The organism is Streptomyces sp. NPDC038707 (genome assembly GCF_040636485.1).
Taxonomy (GTDB): Bacteria; Actinomycetota; Actinomycetes; order Streptomycetales; family Streptomycetaceae; genus Streptomyces.
In genome coordinates this window covers 49,098-70,140 of record NZ_JBEZUP010000004.1, presented here as the reverse complement: position 1 = coordinate 70,140, position 21,043 = coordinate 49,098, and the positions used below count along the sequence as shown (strand labels likewise).

The following is a 21,043-nucleotide window of genomic DNA, read 5'->3' as shown; positions in this document are numbered from 1 at the left end:
ACACGGCGGCGGCACGGCGGCGGCACGGCGGCGGCACGGCGGCGGCACGGCGGCGGCACGGCGGCGGCACGGCGGCGGCACGGCGGCGGCACGGCGGCGGCACGGCGAAGGGCCCGCACCCTCTGCGAGGTGCGGGCCCTTCACGCGAAAACATTCAGGCGGTGACGCGAACCATATCGGCCTGCGGACCCTTCTGGCCCTGCGAGATCTCGAACTCGACCCGCTGGCCCTCTTCCAGAGTGCGGTAGCCGTCCATCTGGATCGCGCTGTAGTGGACGAAGACGTCCGCACCACCGTCGACCGCGATGAAGCCGTACCCCTTCTCCGCGTTGAACCACTTGACGGTGCCCTGAGCCATGCCTAACTCCCCTATTACTGGCCCTTGCACAGATCCACACTTCGCGGACCCGGGTCAGACCTCACCCCCCAACTGGTCGGGGGCGTGCGCCGGAACGCGTCGACCGCGGCTGAATGTATCTGTCCCACTGCCGTCTGCAACAGGTCAATCGGACGAGAATTCTGGACGCCAGGGGTCCGGAATATGACGAGAATTCACCCGACTCCAGGGCAAGTCGGGCCCCATAAAAGCCACAAAAGCCGCACAGAACCACTACAACTTGGCTACTTATTAACGGGGCGCGCGGCATGATTTCAGGGCTCGCGACCACCCGGCCGCGACCGCGTTCCCCAACTCTACCGCGTTCAATCACACAGAATTGCCCCCTCCGTTTCTCTCACGGAGGGGGCAATCGAGTGGACGGTCAGTGACCGGACCGGCCGTCGCCGGGATCAGCCGCCGGCGACGGCGGGGATGATCGAGATTCCGGCGCCGTCGGGGGTCGCCGTGTCCAGGCCCTGCTCGAAGCGCACGTCGTCGTCGTTGACGTACACGTTGACGAACCGGCGCAGCTTGCCCTGGTCGTCCAGGACGCGGGCGGCGATCCCGGTGTGGTTCTTCTCCAGGTCCGCGATGACCTCGCCGAGCGTGCCGCCCTCGGCCGGGACCTCGGCCCGGCCGCCGGTGTAGGTGCGCAGGATGGTGGGGATGCGAACGGTCACGCTCATGCGAGGCCAGCCTCTCGGAAGGAGTCCAGGGTCGGGCGGATGGTGGCGGTCAGACCGGTCCCGGCCACCGCGTCCAGGGTCTTCAGGCCGTCGCCGGTGTTGAGGACGACCGTGGTCTTCGCCGGGTCGAGCACGCCCGCCTCGATCAGCTTGCGGGTCACGCCGACGGTCACGCCGCCCGCCGTCTCCGCGAAGATGCCCTCGGTGCGGGCCAGCAGCCGGATGGCGTCGACGATCTCCGGGTCCGTCACGTCCTCCACGGCACCGCCGGTGCGGCGGGCCACGTCCAGGACGTAGGGGCCGTCGGCCGGGTTGCCGATCGCCAGGGACTTGGCGATGGTGTCCGGCTTCTGCGGCCGTACGACGTCGTGGCCGGCCTTGAAGGCGGTGGAGACCGGGGAGCAGCCCTCGGCCTGGGCGCCGAAGATCTTGTACGGCCGGTCCTCGACCAGCCCGAGCTTGATCAGCTCCTGGAGCCCCTTGTCGATCTTCGTGAGCTGGGAGCCGGAGGCGATCGGGATCACGATCTGGTCGGGCAGCCGCCAGCCGAGCTGCTCGCAGATCTCGTACGCCAGCGTCTTGGAGCCCTCGGCGTAGTACGGCCGCAGGTTGACGTTGACGAAGCCCCAGCCCTCGCCGGCCGGATCGCCGATCAGCTCGGAGCAGAAGCGGTTCACGTCGTCGTAGTTGCCCTCGATGCCGACGAGTTCGCCGCCGTAGACCGCGGCCATGACGACCTTGCCCTGCTCCAGGTCGTGCGGGATGAAGACGCAGGAGCGGAAGCCGGCCCGGGCGGCGGCGGCGCCGACGGCACCGGCGAGGTTGCCGGTGGAGGAGCAGGACAGGGTGGTGAAGCCGAAGGCGCGGGCGGCCTCCAGGGCCTGGGCGACGACACGGTCCTTGAAGGAGTGGGTCGGGTTGCCGGAGTCGTCCTTGACGTACAGGCCGCCGGTCACGCCCAGTTCGCGGGCGAGGTTGTCGGCCTTGACGAGCTTGGTCCAGCCGGGGTTGAGATTGGGCTTGTCCGCGACGTCGGCCGGGACCGGCAGCAGCGGGGCGTAGCGCCAGATGCTGGCGGGGCCGGACTCGATGCGCCGGCGCAGTTCCTCGGTGTCGTAGGCGGAGAAGTCGTAGGCGATCTCCAGCGGGCCGAAGCACTCCTCGCAGGCGAAGACCGGTCCGAGCGGCACCCGGTGGCCGCACTCGCGACAGCTGAGGGCGGCGGCGGGACCGAGGTCGACGGTGGAGTCGCTGGAGGTGGCAACTGTCTGCACAGCCATGTGAGGCGAGGCCCTTTCTCCTCATCTTCCTCACGACGCATCTCGCCGTGAGACGGATTTGGCACCTTCCCTAGCCGGGAGCCTCGCTTGGAAGAAGACGAGATTCGGCTGGAGGGTTGCCGGGGCTTCATCGGGCCGTGTCCCTCTGCCCCTCTGGATGAGCTGTATGTGGTTGTCAACGCCGCTTGACCACCCGACATGCGATGGTCATCGGCGTTGTTCAAGACTGTAACCGAAGGCCAGGACAGTTGAGATAGTCGTCCGAACCGCGAGATGCATCACACGGCGACGTGTGGTGGTGACAGTGAGGAGCCGCCGACCGTGCTGGAAGAAGTCGAGCGTTGGCTGGGCCGCCGCTCCTGGTCCGTGGCCGACCGCCCGCCGCACCAGGTGCTGGCCGCCAAGCAGCGCACGGGCCAGACGATCAGCGTCGTGCTGCCCGCCCTCAACGAGGAGGAGACGGTCGGTGACATCGTCACCGTCATCCGCCACGACCTCGTGGAGCAGATCCCGCTCGTCGACGAGATCGTCGTCGTCGACTCCGGCTCCACGGACCGCACCTCCGAGGTGGCCGCGCGGGCCGGCGCCCGGGTCGTCCACCGCGACGAGATCCTGCCGCGGATCCCGGCCGTCCCCGGCAAGGGCGAGGTGCTGTGGCGCTCGCTGCTGGTGACCGGCGGGGACATCGTCTGCTTCGTCGACGCCGACCTCCGGGAGTTCTCGTCGGACTTCGTCCTCGGGATCGTCGGGCCGCTGCTCACCGATCCGGACGTGGACCTGGTCAAGGCGATGTACGACCGCCCGCTCGCCGGGTCGGCCGGGCAGGGCGGCCGGGTCACCGAGCTGATGGCCCGGCCGCTGCTGAACATGCACTGGCCGCAGCTGGCCGGTTTCGTGCAGCCCCTGGGCGGCGAGTACGCGGCCCGCCGCTCGCTGCTGGAGCAGCTGCCGTTCCCGGTGGGCTACGGCGTGGAGCTGGGCATGCTGGTGGACGCGCTGCACCTGGTCGGCCTGGACGCGCTGGCCCAGGTCGACGTGGGCGTGCGCAGGCACCGCCACCAGGACGGGCAGGCCCTCGGCCGGATGGCCGCCGCGATCTACCGCACGGCCCAGCTCCGGCTGGCCCGGGGGCACCTGGTGCGGCCCGCGCTGACCCAGTTCGAGCGGGGCGAGGACGGTTTCGAGCCGCGTACCTACTCGGTGGACACCGAGGAGCGCCCGCCCATGGTGGAGATCGCGGAGTACGCGGAGCGGAAGGTGGCGTGAACGGTCCGTATACGGCCGGCTTCGCAGGTGGATCGCACGTTTGAGGGTTTACGGGCCGGGCTAGGTTGAGGCGTATGGCTTCCACGCGCACTGCCGGCACAGCTCGGGTACTGGTCGCCTCGAACCGCGGCCCGGTCTCCTATCAGGTACGCGAGGACGGTTCGCTCGACGCCCGGCGGGGCGGCGGCGGACTGGTCTCGGGACTGTCCGCCATCGGGGCGGACGCGGACTCGGTGTGGGTCTGCGCCGCGCTGGGCGACGGCGACCGGGCGGCGGTGCGGCGCGCCGGGGGCGGGCTGCTGCCGGAGGGGGACACCGGCGGGCAGCGGGTGCGGATGCTCGACATCGACGCGTCCGTGCACGCCGAGGCGTACAACGGCATCGCCAACTCGGTGCTGTGGTTCGTCCACCACCTGCTGTACCAGACACCGCTCGAACCGGTGTTCGACGCGGAGTTCCGTCGGCAGTGGGCCTCGTACCAGGCCTACAACCAGGCGTTCGCCGAGGCGCTGGCCGAGGAGGCGGGCGAGGGCGCGGCGGTGCTGATCCAGGACTACCACCTGGCGCTGGCCCCCCGGATGCTCCGCCGGCTGCGGCCGGACCTGCGCATCGGCCACTTCTCGCACACTCCGTGGGCCCCGCCGGACTACTTCCGGCTGCTGCCCGACGACATCGCGGCCGAGCTGCTCGGCGGCATCCTGGGCGCGGACCGGGCCGGGTTCCTCACCCGGCGCTGGGCGGACGCCTTCACGGCCTGCTGCCGCGAGGTGCTGGGACCCGCCATCCCCTCCGGCACGCACATCGGCGTGCACGGACTGGGCGCGGACGGGGACTTCCTGCGCGAGCGGGCGCACCGGGACGACGTGGCCGAGCGGATGGCCGCGCTGCGCGAGGAGATCGGCGAGGGCCGCCGGACGATCGTCCGGGTGGACCGCACCGAGCTGTCCAAGAACATCGTGCGCGGGCTGCTGGCGTACGAGCAGCTGCTCACCGACCACCCGGAGTGGCGGGAGAAGGCCGTCCACGTGGCGTTCGCCTATCCCTCCCGGCAGGACCTGGCCGTCTACCGGGACTACACCGCCGAGGTCCAGCGGGTGGCGGACCGGATCAACGAGCGGTACGGCACGCCGGGCTGGACCCCGGTGGTGCTGCACGTGAAGGACGACTTCGCGCGCTCCCTGGCCGCGTACCGGATGGCCGACGTGGCGCTGGTGAACCCCATCCGGGACGGCATGAACCTGGTCGCCAAGGAGATCCCGGTCGTCTCGGACGCGGGCTGCGCGCTGGTGCTGTCCCGGGAGGCGGGGGCGCACGAGGAGCTGGGCGAGGACGCGTTCACGGTGAACCCGTACGACATCACGGGCACGGCGCGGGCGCTGCACGAGGCGCTGAGCCTGCCGGCGGAGGAGCGGGCGGCCCGCTCGAAGCGGCTGGCCGCCGCCGCGACCGCGCTGCCGCCCGCCCGCTGGTTCCTGGACCAGCTCCAGGCCCTGACCGCTCAGCCGAGCTGAGCGGCGAGCGCCCGCAGCAGTCCTACGACCCCCTCCGGGCCGTCCACCACCAGGTCGGCCCGCTTGGCCAGTTCGGTGACCTCCGTGCTGCCGCTGCACACCAGCAGACCGGGGACGCCGTCGGCACGAAGTTCGTCGACCGCCGCGAAGGCGGGCAGGTCACCGAGGTCGTCACCGGCGTAGACGACGCAGCCGGCGCCGACCGCTCGGGCGTGGTCCAGCAGGGCCACGCCCTTGTCCATGCCCGGCGGGCGCAGCTCCAGGACCAGGCGGCCGGGCTCGACGATCAGCCCGTGCCGGGCGGCGAGGCCGGTGAGGGGGGCGCGCAGGGACTCGAACGTGCCCTGCGGGTCGGCGGCGCGGCGGGTGTGCACCGCGAGCGCCCGGCCCTTCTCCTCGATCCAGGTGCCCTCCCCCGCGCCGGCCCGCTCCAGCAGGCCGGGCAGTTCGGCGCGGGCGGCGGCCACGCCGGGGTGCGGGGGCGGCGCGGTGACCGTGCCGGTGGCCGCGTCCCAGCGTTCGGCGCCGTAGTGGCCGAGGACGGTGAGGTGTTCCAGGCCGGGGACGCCGGCGAAGCCGCCGTAGCGGACGGCGGTCTCGGGCGGGCGGCCGGTGATCACGGCGACGGAGGCGATCTCGGGGGCGAGCGCGGCGAGCGCGGGCACGGCGCCGGGGTGGGCGCGGGCCTGCTCGGGGTCGGCGACGATGGGGGCCAGGGTGCCGTCGAAGTCCAGGCCGATCAGCGCGGTGCGGGGCCGCGCGAGCAGTGCGGCGAGTCCGTCGCGGCCGGGCTGGGTCTGCGGGATGGGCAGAGGATCCATACCGCGACAGTATCCGCCACGGGCCCGGCTCACGCCTCGCCCGGAGCACCCGCTCAGCGTTCCACCCGACGCCCCTGCCCGACCCCCCACACACACCAGACCGCCACCGGGCCGTGGGCGAGGACCCGCGCCCCGCCCACGAGGACACCGCCGGAGCACAGAATCAGCCGCCCCTGCCCGACCCCCCACACACACCAGACCCCCACCAGGCCGCACGCCAGAACCCGCGCCCCGCCCACGAGGACGCCCGCCGGAGCGCAGAGTCAGCGTTCCGCCCGGCGGGCCTGTCTGACCCGGCGCAGGCGGTTGACCGTCACCGGGTCGTGGGCGAGGGCCCGCTCGTCGTCCAGGAGGGCGTTGAGGAGCTGGTAGTAGCGGACCGGGGAGAGGTCCAGTTCCTCGCGGATGGCGCGTTCCTTCGCGCCGGGCCCGGGGAAGGTCCGGCGCTCCAGGGCGAGGATGGCTTTTTCGCGGCTGCCCAGTTCCATGCCGGCCACCGTAGCGGCCGGCCGGGACGGCGTGCTCAGTTCGCGGTGCTGCTGTCGGCCGCCGTGGCGGTGGCCTGGAGCCTGGTCAGCACGCCGGAGGGGCTGCCGTTCGGGGCGACGGCCTGGCCGATGTTCTGCTTCACGGCCGCGCTGACCGCCGCCCAGGAGGTCTTGCCGACCGGGTACAGCTCGGTGCTGGGCAGCTCCTCCAGGAAGGGGCGCAGGGCCTTGTCGGTGGCCTGGCCGGAGGCGCTCATGGCGTTGGAGGCGGAGCTGGTGACCGGCAGCAGCCCGTAGGTGCGGGAGAAGTCGAGGACGTTCTTGTCGGAGTAGACGAAGTCGAGGAAGTCGCCGGCCTGCTCGCGGTGCCCGTTCTGCTTGAAGGCCATTATCCAGTCGGTGACGCCCATGGAGGCCCTGGCCTTGCCGGTGCGGCCCGGCATCGGCACGGTGCCGAACTTCACACCCTTCGCGGCGGCCTGCTGGATCAGGGTGGGGTGCCCGTTGAGCATGCCGACCTGGCCGTCGGCGAAGGCGGCGAAGGCGGCGGCGCGGTTGAGCTTGCCGGGGGCGACCGGGCCGGTGAGCCCCTTGCCGACCAGGTCGTCCTTGAGCCAGGTGAAGGTGGAGACGTTGGCGGCGGAGTCGATCGTGTAGGTGCCGATGTCGTCGGTGTAGCCGCTGCCGCCGTTGCCGCCGGCGAGCAGCCACTGCATGGTCTCGGCCTGGGCCTCCTCCGGGCCGAGGGGGAGCGCGAAGGGGTACTTCACGCCCTTCTCCTTGAGCGCCTCGGCGTCGGCGGCCAGCTCGGCCCAGGTGGTGGGCGGCGTGATGCCGGCCTTGGCGAACAGGGTCTTGTTGTAGAAGAGCACGCGGGTGGAGGCGGCGAACGGGATGCCGTACTGCGTGAACTTCCACTCGCCGGCGTCGGAGAGCTGGGAGAGGAAGTTGGCCTGGGTGCGGATGGAGAGCAGCTCCGAGGCCGGGTAGAGCTTGTCGGCGGCGGCGTAGTCGGCGTAGGCGCCGATCTGTGCCAGGTCGGGGGCGTGGCCCGCGTCGACCATCTCCTTGACCTTGCGGTCGACGTCGTTCCAGGAGTAGACGCTGACCTCCACCTTCACGTCCGGGTGGGTGGCCTCGTAGTCCTTCGCCAGGTCGTCCCAGTACTTCTTGGAGCTGTGGGCCGCCGAGTCGCCGTAGTCGGCGGCGACCAGTCTGAGAGTGACGTCGGAGGAGCCCGTGCTCCCGCAGCCGCCGAGGACCGCCGTCATGCCCAGTGCGGACACCACCGCGATCGTTCCTGCCCTACCCCGACGCACCCTCAAAGCCCCAACCCTGCCGTCTGACCGTTCAACATATGGACACATAAGGTCTACACCACGTGAGTGGACTAGACCTCTCGTGGGTGGGAGGGTCACACTAGCCCCGTGGTGAGACATGTCATCGCCCTGGACGTGGGCGGTACCGGGATGAAGGCCGCCCTCATCGGCGACGACGGCACGGTGCTGCACCGCGCCCGCCGCCCCACCGGCCGGGAACACGGATCCGAGGCGGTCGTGGCGAACATCCTCGGCTTCGCCGCCGAGCTGCGCGCCCACGGCGCCGAGCAGTACGGCGAGCCCGCCGCCGCGGCCGGCCTCGCCGTCCCCGGCGTCGTCGACGAGGCGGACGGCGTCGCCGTCTACTCCGCCAACCTCGGCTGGCGGGACGTACCCCTGCGCTCGCTGCTCGCCGACCGGCTCGGGATGCCGGTCGCCCTCGGCCACGACGTCCGCACCGGCGGACTCGCCGAGGGCCGCATCGGCGCGGGCCGGGGCACCGACCGGTTCCTGTTCGTGGCGCTGGGCACCGGGATCGCCGGGGCGATCGGCATCGGCGGGCGGGTGGAGGCCGGCGCGCACGGCTTCGCGGGCGAGATCGGCCACATCGTCGTACGGCCCGGCGGCACGCCGTGCAGCTGCGGGCAGCACGGCTGCCTGGAGCGGTACGCCTCCGCCGCCGCCGTCAGCACGGCCTGGGCGGCGGCCTCGGGCGAGCCGGACGCGGACGCGGCCGACTGCGCGCGCGCCGTCGCGTTCGGTGACCCGAACGCCGTCCGGGTCTGGCAGGAGGCGGTGGACGCGCTCGCCGACGGCCTGCACACCGCCATCTGTCTGCTGGACCCGCGCACGCTGATCATCGGCGGCGGGCTGGCCGAGGCGGGGGACGTGCTGCTGCGGCCGCTGCGGGACGCCCTGCGACGCCGGATCACCTTCCAGAAGACGCCCGCCATCGTCCCCGCCGCCCTCGGCGACAGCGCCGGCTGCCTGGGCGCGGGGCTGCTGGCCCGCGATCTGCTGACGACCACTCCTACGACTCCGGAGGTAAGCACCTGATGGCAACCGAGCGGGAAACTCCGGCCCCGGACGGCGTCCCACGAGGGGCGCGCGCGAGCGGGCGCTCCGCCCCGGCGGGCCCGCAGGTGCTCACCGGCGCGCACGTGGTGCTGCCCACCGGGACGGTCCCGGGCGGCCGGCTGGCGGTCGACGGCACCCGCATCGCCGCCTCGGCGCCGGCCGGCGCCGAGGTCGTCGACGTCAGCGGCCACTGGCTGGTCCCCGGCTTCGTGGACATCCACAACCACGGCGGCGGCGGGGCGTCCTTCGCGGGCACGGCGGAGGACGCCCTGACGGCCGTCCGCGCGCACCGGCGGCACGGCACCACCACGGTCGTCGCCTCCATCGTGACCGACGGGATGGACCTGCTGGCCCAGCGGGCCGGGCTGCTGAGCGAGCTGGCCGAGCAGGGCGACGTCGCGGGCATCCACTTCGAGGGCCCGTTCATCTCGCCGTGCCGCAAGGGCGCGCACTCCGAGGCGCTGCTGCGCGACCCGGACCCGGCCGAGGTCCGCAAGCTGATCGAGGCGGCGCGCGGCCAGGCCAAGATGGTCACCCTCGCCGCCGAACTGCCCGGCGGCATCGACTCGGTGCGGCTGCTCGCCGAGCACGGGGTGATCGCGGCGATCGGGCACACCGACGCGAGCTACGAGCAGACGGCCGAGGCCATCGCCGCGGGCGCCACCGTCGCCACCCACCTGTTCAACGCCATGCCCGCCCTCAACCACCGCGCGCCCGGCCCGATCGCCGCGCTGCTGGAGGACGAGCGGGTCACCGTCGAGCTGATCAACGACGGTGTCCATCTGCACCCGGCCGCCCTGGGACTGGCGTTCCGGGACGCGGGCGCGGACCGGGTCGCGTTCATCACCGACGCGATGGACGCGGCCGGCAGCGGTGACGGCCGCTATCTGCTCGGCCCGCTGGAGGTCGAGGTCAGCGAGGGCGTGGCCCGGCTGGTGGAGGGCGGCTCGATCGCGGGCTCCACGCTCACCCTGGACCGGGCGTTCCAGCGCGCGGTGACCGTCGACAAGCTGCCGGTGGAGGACGTGGTGCGGGCGCTGTCGGCCAACCCGGCGCGCCTGCTCGGCCTGGACGACCGGATCGGCTCGCTGGAGCCCGGCAAGGACGCCGATCTGGTCCTGCTGGACGAGGAGTTCGCGCTGAAGGGCGTGATGCGGCGGGGCGAATGGGTGGTAGCGCCCCAACTGCCCTGATCCATACCCCCGTCGGGGAGACGGTGACCTGCCCGCGCACTGGGCCGGTGGCCGTCTCTTTGGCATGATCGAGGCCCCGGACCCAAGACATCGCAGGGACTTCGAGGGAGGTCGGCCCGGGTGATCCTCACGGTCACACTGAACACCGCTCTCGACATCACCTATCGCGTACGGTCGCTGCGGCCGCACGCCGCGCACCGCGTCTCCGAGGTCACCGAACGCCCCGGCGGCAAGGGCGTGAACGTGGCCCGGGTGCTGGCCGCTCTCGGCCACGAGGTGACGGTCACCGGCTTCGCGGGCGGCCACACCGGCACGGTCCTGCGGTCGATGCTGGCGGCGGCGCCGGATGCCGTGACCGACGCGCTGGTGCCGGTCGCCGGGGCGACCCGGCGCACCGTCGCGGTGGTGGACGAGCGCACCGGTGACACCACCCAGCTGAACGAGCCGGGCCCGCACATCGCCCCGGCCGAGTGGGCGGCCTTCCTGCGCCGGTACCAGGAGCTGATGCCCCGGGCCTCGGCGGTGGCGCTGTGCGGCAGCCTGCCGCCGGGGGTGCCGGTGGGGGCGTACGGGGGCCTGGTCCGCACGGCCCGCTCCGCCGGGGTGCCGGTGCTGCTGGACACCAGCGGGGAGCCGCTGCGCCGCGGGGTCGCCGCCCGGCCCGACGTCGTCAAGCCGAACGCCGACGAGCTGGCCGAACTCACCGGCTCCCACGAGCCGTTGCGCGCCACCCAGGACGCCCGCCGGCGCGGGGCCCACGCGGTGGTCGCCTCCCTCGGCGCGGACGGCCTGCTGGCCGTCACCCCGGAGGGCCACTGGCGCGCCGCCCCGCCCGCCCCGGTCCGCGGCAACCCCACGGGCGCCGGTGACTCGGCGGTGGCGGGCCTGCTCTCCGGCCTGGTGGAGCACCTCCCCTGGCCGGACCGCCTGGCCCGCGCGGCCGCCCTGTCGGCGGCGACGGTACGGGCCCCGGCGGCGGGCGAGTTCGACCGGGCCGCGTACACGGAACTGCTGGGCCTGGTCCGGGTCACCGGGGCGGCCGACGCGGCCTAGCCGGTGACGTGGCCCTTCTTGATCCACAGGTGGTCCAGCAGGACGTTGCACTTGTCGCCGGGCTGGCAGGAGATCGAGATGGTGTTGCGGCCCTTGTCGAGGGCGGGCCATACGTAGGAGCGCGTCCAGCCCTTGGCGAAGTCGCCCTCGGGGGCCTTGCGCCAGTTGCGGAACCCGATCTTGCTGCCGAACTCCTTGCCGTTGACGGACACCGTCATCGCCTGGTCCTCACCGGTCGCGCTGTACCGCGCGAAGAGGGTGTACGGCCCGGCCTCGGGGATGTTGTCGACGGTCCAGGTCACCGAGGCGCCCGCGGTGTTCAGACCGCCCACGTAGGCGCCGCCGGCGGCCTCCGCGCCCTGGATCTCCGTCGCCTTCGTCGCACCGCCCGCGAGCTGGAGGGCGTTCGCGTCGGTCTTCGGCAGCTCACCCGGCGTGGGGGAGCTGCTGCCCGACGGGCTCGGGGACTGCGTCTGGGACTGGGTGGGGGCGGGGGTGGCCTGGTTGCCGGACTCGTCGTCGTCGGGGCTGCCGTTGATCATCGCGACGCCGATGCCGATGACGACCGCGGCGACCACGGCTATCGCGCCGATCAGCAGGCCCTTGGTGTTCGGGCCGCGGCGGCCGGGGGCGGGCGGGGCGGGCCGGCGGCCGGCCGGGGGCGCGCCGCCGGGCAGCGTCTCCGGGGCCTGGTAGTGGGCGTTCGGCTGGCCGTAGGCGCCCTGCTGCGGGACGCCCTGGCCGTACGTGCCCTGCGGCGGCTGGCCGTGGGGTCCCGGCTGCTGGCCGTACTGGCGCTCGCCGACCGTGCGCACCCTGCTGACCATGTTCGGGTAGCCGTAACCACCGGACGGCGGCTGGGCTCCCCGGGCCTGGCCGTCTGCGTACAGGTAGCCGAACGGGTCGTCGTCCTCGGGCGTGCTCGCGCCGTTGTCGCCGGGCGTCATCCCTTGGTACTCCTCAACAGGTGCGGGGTGAATGCGTGTACGGGCTGGAATGGCGAGCCTACCCGCTCTCCGTCCCCCAAACGGGTGATCAGGATCGCGTCAACGCGCTGACCTGCGGTTCATCCCGCGCGGCGATGCTGTTTGGGACGAGATCGTTTCTCTACGTACATCCGCTCGTCGGCGGACTTCAGCACCTCGTCCGCCGTCATGCCGCAGTGGGCCCAGCCGATGCCGAAGCTCGCGCCCACCCGGACCGAGCGGCCCTCGGCCCGGATCGGCTGGATGATCTCGTTGCGCAGCCGTACGGCGAGGTCCTGGGCGTCGGCCCGGCCGAGGCCGTCGGCGAGGATCACGAACTCGTCGCCGCCGAGCCGGGCCACCGTGTCCCCGTCCCGGACGCCGTTGCTCAGCCGCCGGGCGACCTCGATGAGGACCGCGTCGCCCGCGTTGTGCCCGTACCGGTCGTTGATCGACTTGAAGCCGTCCAGGTCGCAGAAGAGGACCGCGAGGCCCTTGGTGCCGTCGTCGCGCCCGTCCTCGGGGGCGAAGGTGTGCACATGGTGGTCGTAGGCGTCGTACGCCTCCGCGCCCGGGCCGAAGTCGAAGCCGTGGGCGGCCGGGATGTCGTGGGCGGGGTGGCCGTAGGCCGCGTCCAGGGAGTCGTGGGCACCGGCGTGGGCGGGGCGCCGGCACAGCCGGGCCGCGAGCCGCGAGCGCAGTTCGGCGGAGTTCGGCAGGCCGGTCAGCGAGTCGTGGGAGGCGCGGTGCGCGAGCTGGAGTTCGCGCCGCTTGCGCTCCTCTATGTCCTCCACGTGGGTGAGCAGGAAGCGGGGCCCGTCGGTGGCGTCCGCGACCACGCTGTTGCGCAGCGACACCCAGACGTAGGTGCCGTCGCGGCGGCCGAGGCGGAGTTCGGCGCGCCCGCCCTCGGCCGAGGTGCGCAGGAGGGTGCCGATGTCCTCGGGGTGGACGAGGTCGGCGAAGGAGTAGCGGCGCATCGCGGAGCAGGACCGGCCGAGCAGCCGGCACAGGGCGTCGTTGCTGCGCAGGATGCGGCCGTGCTGGTCGCCGCCCATCTCGGCGATGGCCATCCCGGAGGGGGCGTATTCGAACGCCTGGCGGAAGGATTCCTCGCTGGCGCGCAGGGCCTGCTGCTCGCGTTCGAGGCGGACCAGGGCGCGCTGCATGTTGGAGCGCAGGCGGGCGTTGCTGATCGCGATGGCGGCCTGGAAGGCGTACATCTGGAGGGCCTCGCGGCCCCAGGCGCCGGGACGGCGGCCGTTGCGCGGCCGGTCGACGGATATGACGCCGAGCAGTTCGCCGGAGGAGCCGCCCTGGGCGCCGGGGGTGTACATGGGCGCGTAGAGCCGGTCGGCGGGGTGCCACTCGTCCTCGAAGCGCGGTTCGGGGCCGTCGGTGAACCACTGGGGGACGTCGTCGTCGTCCAGGACCCAGCCCTCGGTGTGCGGTATGAAGATCAGGTCGCCCCAGCGTTCGCCCATGACGAGCCGCCGCTCCCAGGACTCGCGGGAGCCGGCCCGGCCGACGATCAGTGCCTCGGCGGCGGAGTTGCCGGAGAAGGCGGCCACCACGAGATCGCCGTCGGGGCGGACGAGGTTGACGGCCGCCATCTCGTAGCCGAGGGCCGCCACGGCGCCGTCGGCGACGGTCTGCAATGTGTCCGCCAGGCTGCGTGCCGTGTTCATGTCGGCCATGACCTGGTGCAGCTGTCGCAGGGACGCAAGACGGACATACGGCTCCGACTCGGTCTCCATGCTCGCCCTCCCCCCGAGACCTCGCAGCGAATCAAGGGTCGCCTTCGACGCTTCTCCCGCGTTGTCAGCGGTGGCTCTGGTGATGCTGTCTAGCGTCGCCCCGCGGCTTCCCCGCCACTGAATCACAGCGCGCTGCCCACTCGGTACACAGGGTCAACAATTCTCGCCCCTTGTGACTCAAGTCACAGGTAAACATGAACAATTGCGTGCTGTTTCTGTGTTTGCCCCGTGTGGTGCCCGAAGGCGCCCTGTGCGCGCTTGTTCACATCATGCACCCGGCGCCCGCCCCGCTGGTCCTCACGACCTAGGACCCGGCTCGGGCCAGGGCCCGATGCCCGCCGCACCCGGCGAAGACTAGCGTTTCCGGCGTGCTGAACACTCCCTCCCCCACCACCCCCCTGTCGTCCGGGCATGCTGAGGGGGTGAGCGACGACGAGTTCCGGGCCGCGATGTCCCGGCTGGCCGCGGGCGTGGTCCTGGTCACCGCGCAGGAACCGCCGCTGGACCCGGACGACCCCCAGGCGCCGGGGGTGGAGGACGTCGGCATGACCGCCACCGCGTTCCTGTCGGTCTCCCTCGACCCGCCGCTGGTGCTGGTCAGCCTGCGCGAGGGCGCCCGCATGGACGACCTGCTCGCCGAGCAGCCGCTGTGGGCGGTGTCGGTCCTCGCCGAGAGCCAGCGGCACATCGCGGGCCGGTTCGCCATGAAGGGCCGGATCAGCGACCGGCTGCTCTTCGAGGACATCCCCTGCACCCGCGGCGAGGTCAGCGGCGCCCCGCTGGTCGGCGGGGCGCTGGCCACCCTGGAGTGCCGCACCGAGCAGCGGGTGGCCGCCGGGGACCACACGCTGGTCATCGGCCGCGTCCTGACCGCGCGCGTGCCCAGCGCCGAGGGCGGCCCCCTGCTGTACTTCCGCGGCCGCTACCGCCGGCTGGACTGAGCCGGGAAAATTCCGTGGCCGCGACGGGCCCGGCGTGCCTACGGTGCGCCGGTGACACCTCGTCTGGAAACAGTGACCCCGCAGAACTTCGAGACCGCCGTCGCCCTGCGCGTCCGCCCCGGCCAGGAGCACGCCGTCGCGCCGGTGGTCCGGTCGCTCGCCGAGGCGTACGTCCACCCGGACGGCGTGGCCTGGCCCCGGCTGATCACCGACGGCGGCCGGGCGGTCGGCTTCGTGATGGCGTATTTCGACATCGACTGGCACGGCGACGGCAGCCTGTACCGCTCCGGGCTGTGGCGGCTGAACATCGCGGCGGGCGAACAGGGCCGGGGCTACGGCCGGTTCGCCGTGGAAGCGGTGGCCGCCGAACTCCGCCGCCGCGGCGACACCCGCCTCCACGCGAGCTGGCACCCCGGCCCGCACGGCCCCGGGGACTTCTACGCCCGCCTGGGCTTCCGCCTGACCGGCGAGACCGACGGGGACCAGGTGGTGGGCGTGCTGGAGCTGTGAGCGGGGCCCGCCCCGGCTACAGCTCCTCCACCGTCAGCTCCGCCAGCCGGGACGGCTCGGTGATGATGTCGATCTCCGAGATGCGGTCGGCCACGAAGGTGAAGGCGAGGACCTGCGCCAGACGCCCGTCGGCGGACAGGGCCAGGCCGATCGCGCCGTCGATCAGGGCCGGGCGCGAGAGCCGCGCCAGGTGGGCGAAGCGCACCGCGCCCGCGGCGACATGGGCCGCACCGCTGTTCACGCCGTCTTCCGCGCGCGCCACCACGTCCGGGTCGAGCACCGCGAGCAGCCCGTCGAAGTCGCCTTCCCGGGCGGCGGCCAGGAAGGCGTCCACCACCCGCCGCTGCCGGGCCAGGTCGGCCTCCGGCGCCTCGACGCCCCGCACCCGGCGCCGGGCCCGGCTGGCGAGCTGCCGCGCCGAGGCCGGGGTACGCCCGAGGATGCCCGCGATCTCCTCGAACGGCACCCCGAACATGTCGTGCAGCACGAACGCCAGCCGCTCGGCCGGGGAGAGGGCGTCCAGGACGACCAGCAGGGCGAGCCCCACCGAGTCGGCGAGCAGGGCGCGCTGCGCGGGGTCCGGCTCCCCGGAGGGCTCCGGCGGCCGGCTCTCCAGCGGCTCCTCGCCCCGCGTGCGGCGCGAGCGCAGCATGTCCAGGCAGACCCGGCCGACCACGGTCGTCAGCCAGCCGCCGAGGTTGCTCACCTCCCGCGCGTCGGACCGGCTCAGCCGGATCCACGCCTCCTGCACGGCGTCCTCGGCCTCGGCGGCGGAGCCGAGCATCCGGAAGGCGACGGCCCGCAGATGCCCCCGGTACGCCTCGAACCGCTCGGCGAGAAAGTCGTTGTCGGTCATCACGGGTCCGGCCTCTTCCGTCGTCGTCCTCGGTGCTGGTCACCACACTGACGACGGAGCGGCCACGGATGTGACGGGGCGGCGCGGTCACATGCGGGGACGGCGGGTCCGCCCGCTACCCCCAGTCGCGGCCGGACCGGCCCCGCTTCGTGTCCGAGCGCTGCTTCTTCTCACGCAGCCGGCGCTCGTTGATGCCGCGCGGGATGCGGGTGGCCTTGCGCGGCTTCGGCGGCGGCGCGGTGGCCTCCGCAAGGAGCGCGGCGAGGCGTACTGCGGCGGCCTCCCGGTTGCGCCACTGCGAGCGGTGCTCGGAGGCCCGTACGGTCACCACCCCGTCCACGAGGCGGCCGGCCAGCCGGTGCAGCGCCCGCTCCTTCCACACGGGAGGCAGCGCCTCGGTGCGCGCGAGGTCGAAGCGCAGCTCCACCTGGGAGTCGCTGGTGTTGACGTGCTGTCCGCCGGGCCCGGACGACCTGGAGAAACGCCACGTCAGCTCGGCCTCGGGCAGCGAGACCGAACCACGGATGAGATAGGGCCCGGACATGCCCTCCATGTTCCCGGTCCGGCCCGCCGCACGTCACCTGGATTTCCGGCCCCCGGTGCGGACCCGGTGCGGACGCCCTGCTCCGGGCTCGGTAAAAAAGGTAAAGCCATCCGGAACCGAGGGGACACCCTCCGTCGTTGTCCCGGGTGACGGTAGCTTCGTCGGCATAGCTTCATCGGCACAGATGTGCACACATATGCACGGGTATCCAAGGAAGGGACTCCCAACATGGCTGTAAGCCTGTCCAAGGGTGGCAACGTCTCGCTCACCAAGGAGGCTCCGGGCCTGACCGCCGTCACCGTGGGCCTCGGCTGGGACGTCCGCACCACCACCGGCACGGACTTCGACCTGGACGCCTCCGCCATCGCGGTGAACACGCAGGGCAAGGTCTACTCCGACGCCCACTTCGTGTTCTTCAACAACAAGCAGACCCCGGACAACTCGATCGTCCACACGGGTGACAACCGCACGGGCGAGGGCGCGGGCGACGACGAGGCGATCAACGTCGACCTGGCCGCCCTCCCGGCCGACGTCGACAAGATCGTCTTCCCGGTGTCCATCTACGACGCCGAGAACCGCAGCCAGAACTTCGGCCAGGTCCGCAACGCCTACATCCGCATCGTGAACCAGGCCGGCGGCGCCGAGATCGCGCGCTACGACCTGTCGGAGGACGCGGCCACCGAGACGGCCATGATCTTCGGCGAGCTGTACCGCAACGGCGCGGAGTGGAAGTTCCGCGCGGTCGGCCAGGGTTACGCCTCGGGCCTGGTGGGCATCGCCCAGGACTTCGGCGTCAACGTGTGACAGCAGGTCCCTGACCTGCGCCGGCAGGACTTCGACCTGCTGACACACCCGAAGACCCCCCAGGTCGCCTTTGGGGGGTCTTCTTCACACACTGGAGGTTCCATGCCCAAGGGCTACTGGGTCAGCGCCTACCGCACCATTTCGGACCCCGAGAAGCTGGCTGCTTACAACAAGCTGGCCGGTCCGGCCGTCCAGGCCGGGGGCGGCCGGCTCCTCGTCAGCGGCGGCCGGGCCGTGGCGCACGGCGCCGGAATCGCCGAGCGCACCGTCCTGGTCGAGTTCGACAGCTTCGAGCAGGCCGTCGCGGCGTACGAGAGCGCGGCCTACCAGGAGGCGCTGGCCGCCCTCTCCGACGGCGTCGAGCGCGACTTCCGCATCGTCGAGGGCATCGGCTGACCGGGGCGCATTGACCTCTCCGGCGGGCAGTGCTGGAGTCGGCACGTGGACAGCATCCCCGCCAACCGGCGGTTCTGGAACCGGATCAGCGGCGCCTACCAGCACGAGCACGACCCGCAGATCGGCGCCGCGCCCCGGCTGTGGGGCATGTACTCCATCCCCGACGCGCACCTGAACGCCCTGGGCGACGTCACCGGCAAGCGCGTCCTCGAACTCGGCTGCGGCGCCGGCCAGTGGTCCAGGGCGCTCGCCGCCGAGGGCGCCACCGTGGTCGGGCTCGACCTGTCCGAGGCCCAGCTCGCCGCGGCGGCCGGCGCGATGGGAGCGGCCCGCTACCCGCTGGTGCAGGGCGCCGCCGAGCAACTCCCCTTCGCCGACGACAGCTTCGACCTGGTGTTCTGCGACTTCGGCGGGCTGAGCTGGGCGCCCCCGCACCTGGCCGTCCCGCAGGCCGCACGCGTCTTGCGCCGGGGCGGACGCCTGGTGTTCAACGTCGCCAGCCCCTGGTTCGAGGCGTGCTACGACGAAGCCGCCGGCCGCGTGACCACGACACTGCGGCAGGACTACTTCGGGCTGGACACCATCGCCGAGGACGACGGCGCGACCAGCTATCAGCTCACCTACGGCGGCTGGATCAGGGTCCTGCGCGGCGCGGGTCTCGTCGTCGACGACCTCATCGAGCCGCGGCCCGAACCCGGGACACCCAACGGCTACAACGAGACCGACCCGCCCGACTGGGCACACCGCTGGCCGGCGGAACTGCTCTGGGTGACCCACAAACCGTGAGTCCCACCGCGCCGAGACGCGAAGGGACCCCCCAAGTCGCCTTTGGGGGGTCTTCTTCACGGGCGGGTGGGACCGTCCTGACCGTCGTCGGGGGACTCGCCCGTCACAGGGGCCGTGTGCTCCCACTCGCACGTCCCGGGATGGCCTTTGTAGATCGTGCAGCCCGATCCCAGGGGCCTTTCCGTCTTCAGGCAGACCTCGGCATCGACGACCCACTGCATGTCCGGTTCGTCGAGCCAGCACAGGTACACATCCCGCTCCAGCTCCGAGCCACTCCGCAGCCACGTGGCATGGAACTCGTGCTCTGCTTCGCCCAGCAGACACTGGAGGTCGTCCAGGAACGCCCAGTCGACTTCACCGTGGTCGGCGCAGGGCAGCCGCCGGGCCCACTGGAGGGTGTGGTCCCTGACTTCGCAGGTGCTGGCGCATCGCGAGGTCATTTCAGCACCTCATTCCGGCCGGCGGGGTCCGCGGCGGCCGGTGGCTTCCGACTCATCCCCTGACCACCCTCGCCTGCACACCGGACTCGATGGTGAGCGCCAGTTCCTCGGCCGCCTCGATCCCGATGCACTGGATGACCAGGAAGCCGCCCGCGGGGTCGATCAGCACGTCCACGATGGCGCCGGCCTGCATGATGGCCTTCTCCAGGTGGGCCCGTGCCCTAACTGTCCTTGGCGGATGCTCCATTGATCGCCTCCTCCGGGTGCCGTTCGCGGAGGGTCAGCCCGTCCTTGAGGAGGTCGAGGAGGTCGCGGGCCTGAACCACGTTGCAGTCACCGAGCCGGACCACCCAGCGGCGGTTCTCGGCGGGGGCCAGGCGGGTGTGGAACTGCGGAAGCCTGATGCCGGCCTTCGCCAGCACCGCGTCCAGGGCGAAGGTGATCTCGCCGACCTCGAGTGTCTGCCGGATCCCCAGCTTGGGGAAGCCTTCATCGCCGGGTTTTTCGCCGTCAGCTGGAGCCAGCTCGCTCAGCTCTCCGGGCATGGCCGTTCCTCTCCGTAGTTCTGTGACTACCCAACGGATTCAGCGTGGCCTACAGTCGATAGCACTTCAACTTGGCAGCAGCGACAGCAAAGTTGGTGTTCGAAGTGGCCAACATCAAGGAACTGAACCCAGAGGCCAGTGCTTGGGCGGCCTACGGAGCCGAACTGCGCAGGCAGCGGGAACGGAAGGGGTGGAAGCAGGCCGACCTCGCTGAGCGCATGGGATATTCCGCATCGCATATTTCGACCGTCGAAACTGGCCGCAAGATGCCAACTTTGCGCTTCTCGCGCAGCGCAGACAGGGCGTTCGGCACCGCAGGCGCTCCAGACTCGTTCGAGCACCAATACCGAGCCATCCAACATGGCAGTCTGTTGGAAGGTTTCACCGAGTACGTCAAGTACGAGGGCAGAGCCGTTGAGATCCGGCTGTACGAAGTAGGAGTCATCCCCGGACTGCTCCAGACGCCGGAGTACGCGGCGACCCTGGAGGCCGATGCGGTGCGACGCGGAGCCATCACCACCGAGCAAGCCAATGAACGGGTGGAACTGGTGACGCGTAGGCAAGCAGCGCTCGCTCGCACTCCGCCTCCGTTCGTTCATGCGGTGCTGGACGAGAGCTGTGTCCGTCGGCCGATGGGTGCCCCCTCGACCATGGGGGCCCAGTTCGAGCGCTTGCTGACGTTCGCCGAACTGCCCTCCACCGTCTTGCAGATCGCTCCGTTCTGCATGGGGGAGCGGCGTCCGTTCAGCCTGCCTGTAACCGTGCTGACCATGCCGGATCGTTCGATCATGTCCTATGCCGAGTCAGCACAGCGGGGTCACCTCGAACGGGAAACCTCCTCGGTGTCACCCATACTGACGGCCTACCATCAGTTGCAGGCCGAAGCGCTCTCCCAAGCGGCATCCGTGGCCTTGATTGAAGAGCTTCGAAAGGGTTCCCAGTGACGACCGAATCTCCCCGCTGGTTCAAGTCCTCCTACAGCGGCAACGGCGGCCAGTGCATCGAGGTCGCCACCAACCTCGCCCCCACCCACAACCTGATCCCCGTCCGCGACTCCAAGAACACCGACGGCCCCGTACTGAACTTCGCCACCGACACCTGGTCCTCGTTCATCGAGTACGCCGCCGGCCGGAGCGTCTGAAACCCCGCTCGTGCCCGCCTCCTCCTTCCGCTGTAGTGGGAGGAGGCGCACTCTTCACCGAAGCGGCATGAAAGGGCACCCCATGACGTCCGAGGCCCCCCGCTGGTTCACGTCCTCCTACAGCAACAACGGCGGCCAGTGCATCGAGGTCGCCACCAACCTCGCCACCACCCACAACGTGGTCCCCGTCCGCGACTCCAAGAACACCGACGGCCCCGTACTGCACTTCACCACCCGCACCTGGTCCTCGTTCATCGCGTACGCCACCGGCGAGAACGTCTGAAA

The 21,043-nt window shown here is 71.8% G+C and carries 26 protein-coding genes and 1 riboswitch; of the genes, 13 read left to right on the top strand and 13 right to left on the bottom strand.

Annotated elements, in window-relative coordinates; translation table 11 throughout:
- Nucleotides 1-154 precede the first annotated feature (154 nt).
- The 3 genes from AB0E62_RS07285 to thrC all read right to left on the bottom strand — a co-directional run bounded on the left by AB0E62_RS07285 (nucleotide 155) and on the right by thrC (nucleotide 2,345).
- A complete protein-coding gene (locus AB0E62_RS07285) occupies nucleotides 155-358 on the bottom strand; it encodes a cold-shock protein (RefSeq protein WP_004986573.1) in 204 nt (67 codons plus the stop codon).
- 431 nt (nucleotides 359-789) lie between these two features.
- Nucleotides 790-1,065 (bottom strand): MoaD/ThiS family protein, encoded by a 276-nt coding sequence (locus tag AB0E62_RS07280; RefSeq protein ID WP_030779552.1) that lies wholly within the window; start codon nucleotides 1,063-1,065, stop codon nucleotides 790-792.
- A complete protein-coding gene (thrC, locus tag AB0E62_RS07275; RefSeq protein WP_362189396.1) occupies nucleotides 1,062-2,345 on the bottom strand; it encodes a threonine synthase in 1,284 nt (427 codons plus the stop codon). The genes AB0E62_RS07280 and thrC overlap by 4 nt, the downstream gene beginning before the upstream one ends.
- Nucleotides 2,346-2,363: 18 nt before the next feature.
- A riboswitch (SAM riboswitch) is annotated at nucleotides 2,364-2,509 on the bottom strand.
- 157 nt (nucleotides 2,510-2,666) lie between these two features.
- Here thrC and AB0E62_RS07270 point away from each other — a divergent pair.
- Together AB0E62_RS07270 and AB0E62_RS07265 are read left to right on the top strand one after the other, a co-directional pair.
- Entirely contained in the window at nucleotides 2,667-3,611 is a 945-nt protein-coding gene (locus AB0E62_RS07270) for a glucosyl-3-phosphoglycerate synthase (RefSeq protein WP_362189393.1), read from the top strand.
- A 74-nt stretch (nucleotides 3,612-3,685) separates the two neighbouring features.
- Nucleotides 3,686-5,122 carry a trehalose-6-phosphate synthase gene (locus tag AB0E62_RS07265; protein ID WP_362189390.1) on the top strand — a complete coding sequence of 479 codons (1,437 nt, stop codon included), beginning with the start codon at nucleotides 3,686-3,688 and terminating at the stop codon, nucleotides 5,120-5,122.
- Here the strand turns inward: AB0E62_RS07265 and otsB are convergent.
- From otsB to AB0E62_RS07250, 3 genes are all read right to left on the bottom strand, one after another.
- Nucleotides 5,110-5,943 (bottom strand): trehalose-phosphatase, encoded by an 834-nt coding sequence (gene otsB, locus AB0E62_RS07260; RefSeq protein ID WP_362189387.1) that lies wholly within the window; start codon nucleotides 5,941-5,943, stop codon nucleotides 5,110-5,112. The two genes, AB0E62_RS07265 and otsB, sit on opposite strands and share 13 nt — an antisense overlap.
- Nucleotides 5,944-6,206: 263 nt before the next feature.
- Nucleotides 6,207-6,431 carry a DUF3263 domain-containing protein gene (locus AB0E62_RS07255; protein ID WP_362189384.1) on the bottom strand — a complete coding sequence of 75 codons (225 nt, stop codon included), beginning with the start codon at nucleotides 6,429-6,431 and terminating at the stop codon, nucleotides 6,207-6,209.
- Nucleotides 6,432-6,466: 35 nt separating this feature from the next.
- Entirely contained in the window at nucleotides 6,467-7,720 is a 1,254-nt protein-coding gene (locus tag AB0E62_RS07250) for an extracellular solute-binding protein (RefSeq protein WP_362189381.1), read from the bottom strand.
- Nucleotides 7,721-7,861: 141 nt separating this feature from the next.
- Here AB0E62_RS07250 and AB0E62_RS07245 point away from each other — a divergent pair, with 141 nt between their 5' ends.
- The 3 genes from AB0E62_RS07245 (at nucleotide 7,862) to AB0E62_RS07235 (ending at nucleotide 11,073) form a co-directional block, all read left to right on the top strand.
- Nucleotides 7,862-8,806: an ROK family protein gene (locus tag AB0E62_RS07245; RefSeq protein WP_362190115.1), complete on the top strand. Its 945-nt coding sequence runs from the start codon at nucleotides 7,862-7,864 to the stop codon at nucleotides 8,804-8,806.
- Between the two features lie 86 nt (nucleotides 8,807-8,892).
- Nucleotides 8,893-10,020, top strand: a complete 1,128-nt coding sequence (nagA, locus tag AB0E62_RS07240; protein ID WP_362190113.1) for an N-acetylglucosamine-6-phosphate deacetylase — start codon at nucleotides 8,893-8,895, stop codon at nucleotides 10,018-10,020.
- A 120-nt stretch (nucleotides 10,021-10,140) separates the two neighbouring features.
- On the top strand, nucleotides 10,141-11,073 hold the full coding sequence (locus AB0E62_RS07235; protein ID WP_362189378.1) for a 1-phosphofructokinase family hexose kinase: 933 nt from the start codon (nucleotides 10,141-10,143) through the stop codon (nucleotides 11,071-11,073).
- On the opposite strand, the gene AB0E62_RS07230 is transcribed toward AB0E62_RS07235, so the two are convergent.
- Both AB0E62_RS07230 and cdgB read right to left on the bottom strand, forming a co-directional pair.
- The gene (locus tag AB0E62_RS07230; RefSeq protein ID WP_362189376.1) at nucleotides 11,070-12,020 is read right to left on the bottom strand and encodes a carbohydrate-binding protein; all 951 of its coding nucleotides are present in this window, start codon (nucleotides 12,018-12,020) and stop codon (nucleotides 11,070-11,072) included. The two genes, AB0E62_RS07235 and AB0E62_RS07230, sit on opposite strands and share 4 nt — an antisense overlap.
- A gap of 119 nt (nucleotides 12,021-12,139) precedes the next feature.
- Complete coding sequence (gene cdgB, locus AB0E62_RS07225; RefSeq protein WP_362189373.1) at nucleotides 12,140-13,795, bottom strand: diguanylate cyclase CdgB; 1,656 nt, start codon at nucleotides 13,793-13,795, stop codon at nucleotides 12,140-12,142.
- Between the two features lie 368 nt (nucleotides 13,796-14,163).
- Between cdgB and AB0E62_RS07220 the strand changes: the two genes are divergently transcribed.
- Together AB0E62_RS07220 and AB0E62_RS07215 are read left to right on the top strand one after the other, a co-directional pair.
- The gene (locus AB0E62_RS07220; protein WP_362189370.1) at nucleotides 14,164-14,736 is read left to right on the top strand and encodes a flavin reductase family protein; all 573 of its coding nucleotides are present in this window, start codon (nucleotides 14,164-14,166) and stop codon (nucleotides 14,734-14,736) included.
- Nucleotides 14,737-14,787: 51 nt separating this feature from the next.
- Entirely contained in the window at nucleotides 14,788-15,246 is a 459-nt protein-coding gene (locus AB0E62_RS07215) for a GNAT family N-acetyltransferase (protein WP_362189367.1), read from the top strand.
- A gap of 16 nt (nucleotides 15,247-15,262) precedes the next feature.
- On the opposite strand, the gene AB0E62_RS07210 is transcribed toward AB0E62_RS07215, so the two are convergent.
- Both AB0E62_RS07210 and arfB read right to left on the bottom strand, forming a co-directional pair.
- Entirely contained in the window at nucleotides 15,263-16,102 is an 840-nt protein-coding gene (locus tag AB0E62_RS07210; protein WP_362189364.1) for a sigma-70 family RNA polymerase sigma factor, read from the bottom strand.
- 115 nt (nucleotides 16,103-16,217) lie between these two features.
- Nucleotides 16,218-16,646, bottom strand: a complete 429-nt coding sequence (arfB, locus tag AB0E62_RS07205; RefSeq protein ID WP_362189361.1) for an alternative ribosome rescue aminoacyl-tRNA hydrolase ArfB — start codon at nucleotides 16,644-16,646, stop codon at nucleotides 16,218-16,220.
- A 228-nt stretch (nucleotides 16,647-16,874) separates the two neighbouring features.
- On the opposite strand from arfB, the gene AB0E62_RS07200 reads away from it, so the two are divergent.
- The 3 genes from AB0E62_RS07200 to AB0E62_RS07190 all read left to right on the top strand — a co-directional run bounded on the left by AB0E62_RS07200 (nucleotide 16,875) and on the right by AB0E62_RS07190 (nucleotide 18,632).
- A complete protein-coding gene (locus AB0E62_RS07200; RefSeq protein ID WP_362189358.1) occupies nucleotides 16,875-17,450 on the top strand; it encodes a TerD family protein in 576 nt (191 codons plus the stop codon).
- A gap of 102 nt (nucleotides 17,451-17,552) precedes the next feature.
- The gene (locus tag AB0E62_RS07195) at nucleotides 17,553-17,846 is read left to right on the top strand and encodes a DUF1330 domain-containing protein (protein WP_362189355.1); all 294 of its coding nucleotides are present in this window, start codon (nucleotides 17,553-17,555) and stop codon (nucleotides 17,844-17,846) included.
- A gap of 45 nt (nucleotides 17,847-17,891) precedes the next feature.
- Nucleotides 17,892-18,632, top strand: a complete 741-nt coding sequence (locus AB0E62_RS07190; RefSeq protein WP_362189352.1) for a methyltransferase domain-containing protein — start codon at nucleotides 17,892-17,894, stop codon at nucleotides 18,630-18,632.
- Nucleotides 18,633-18,688: 56 nt separating this feature from the next.
- On the opposite strand, the gene AB0E62_RS07185 is transcribed toward AB0E62_RS07190, so the two are convergent.
- Genes AB0E62_RS07185 through AB0E62_RS07175 form a run of 3 tightly spaced genes read right to left on the bottom strand, consistent with a single transcriptional unit; the run spans nucleotide 18,689 to nucleotide 19,617 of the window.
- Nucleotides 18,689-19,072: a hypothetical protein gene (locus AB0E62_RS07185; protein ID WP_362189349.1), complete on the bottom strand. Its 384-nt coding sequence runs from the start codon at nucleotides 19,070-19,072 to the stop codon at nucleotides 18,689-18,691.
- A 52-nt stretch (nucleotides 19,073-19,124) separates the two neighbouring features.
- Nucleotides 19,125-19,265, bottom strand: a complete 141-nt coding sequence (locus AB0E62_RS07180; RefSeq protein WP_362189346.1) for a hypothetical protein — start codon at nucleotides 19,263-19,265, stop codon at nucleotides 19,125-19,127.
- A gap of 28 nt (nucleotides 19,266-19,293) precedes the next feature.
- Nucleotides 19,294-19,617 (bottom strand): hypothetical protein, encoded by a 324-nt coding sequence (locus tag AB0E62_RS07175; protein WP_362189343.1) that lies wholly within the window; start codon nucleotides 19,615-19,617, stop codon nucleotides 19,294-19,296.
- 71 nt (nucleotides 19,618-19,688) lie between these two features.
- On the opposite strand from AB0E62_RS07175, the gene AB0E62_RS07170 reads away from it, so the two are divergent.
- The 3 genes from AB0E62_RS07170 (at nucleotide 19,689) to AB0E62_RS07160 (ending at nucleotide 21,041) form a co-directional block, all read left to right on the top strand.
- Nucleotides 19,689-20,561, top strand: coding sequence for a helix-turn-helix transcriptional regulator (locus AB0E62_RS07170; RefSeq protein ID WP_362189340.1), 873 nt, complete (start codon nucleotides 19,689-19,691; stop codon nucleotides 20,559-20,561).
- A complete protein-coding gene (locus tag AB0E62_RS07165) occupies nucleotides 20,558-20,758 on the top strand; it encodes a DUF397 domain-containing protein (protein ID WP_362189337.1) in 201 nt (66 codons plus the stop codon). Before AB0E62_RS07170 ends, AB0E62_RS07165 begins: the two co-directional genes overlap by 4 nt.
- 82 nt (nucleotides 20,759-20,840) lie before the next feature.
- Nucleotides 20,841-21,041 (top strand): DUF397 domain-containing protein, encoded by a 201-nt coding sequence (locus AB0E62_RS07160; protein ID WP_362189334.1) that lies wholly within the window; start codon nucleotides 20,841-20,843, stop codon nucleotides 21,039-21,041.
- Nucleotides 21,042-21,043: the final 2 nt, after the last annotated feature.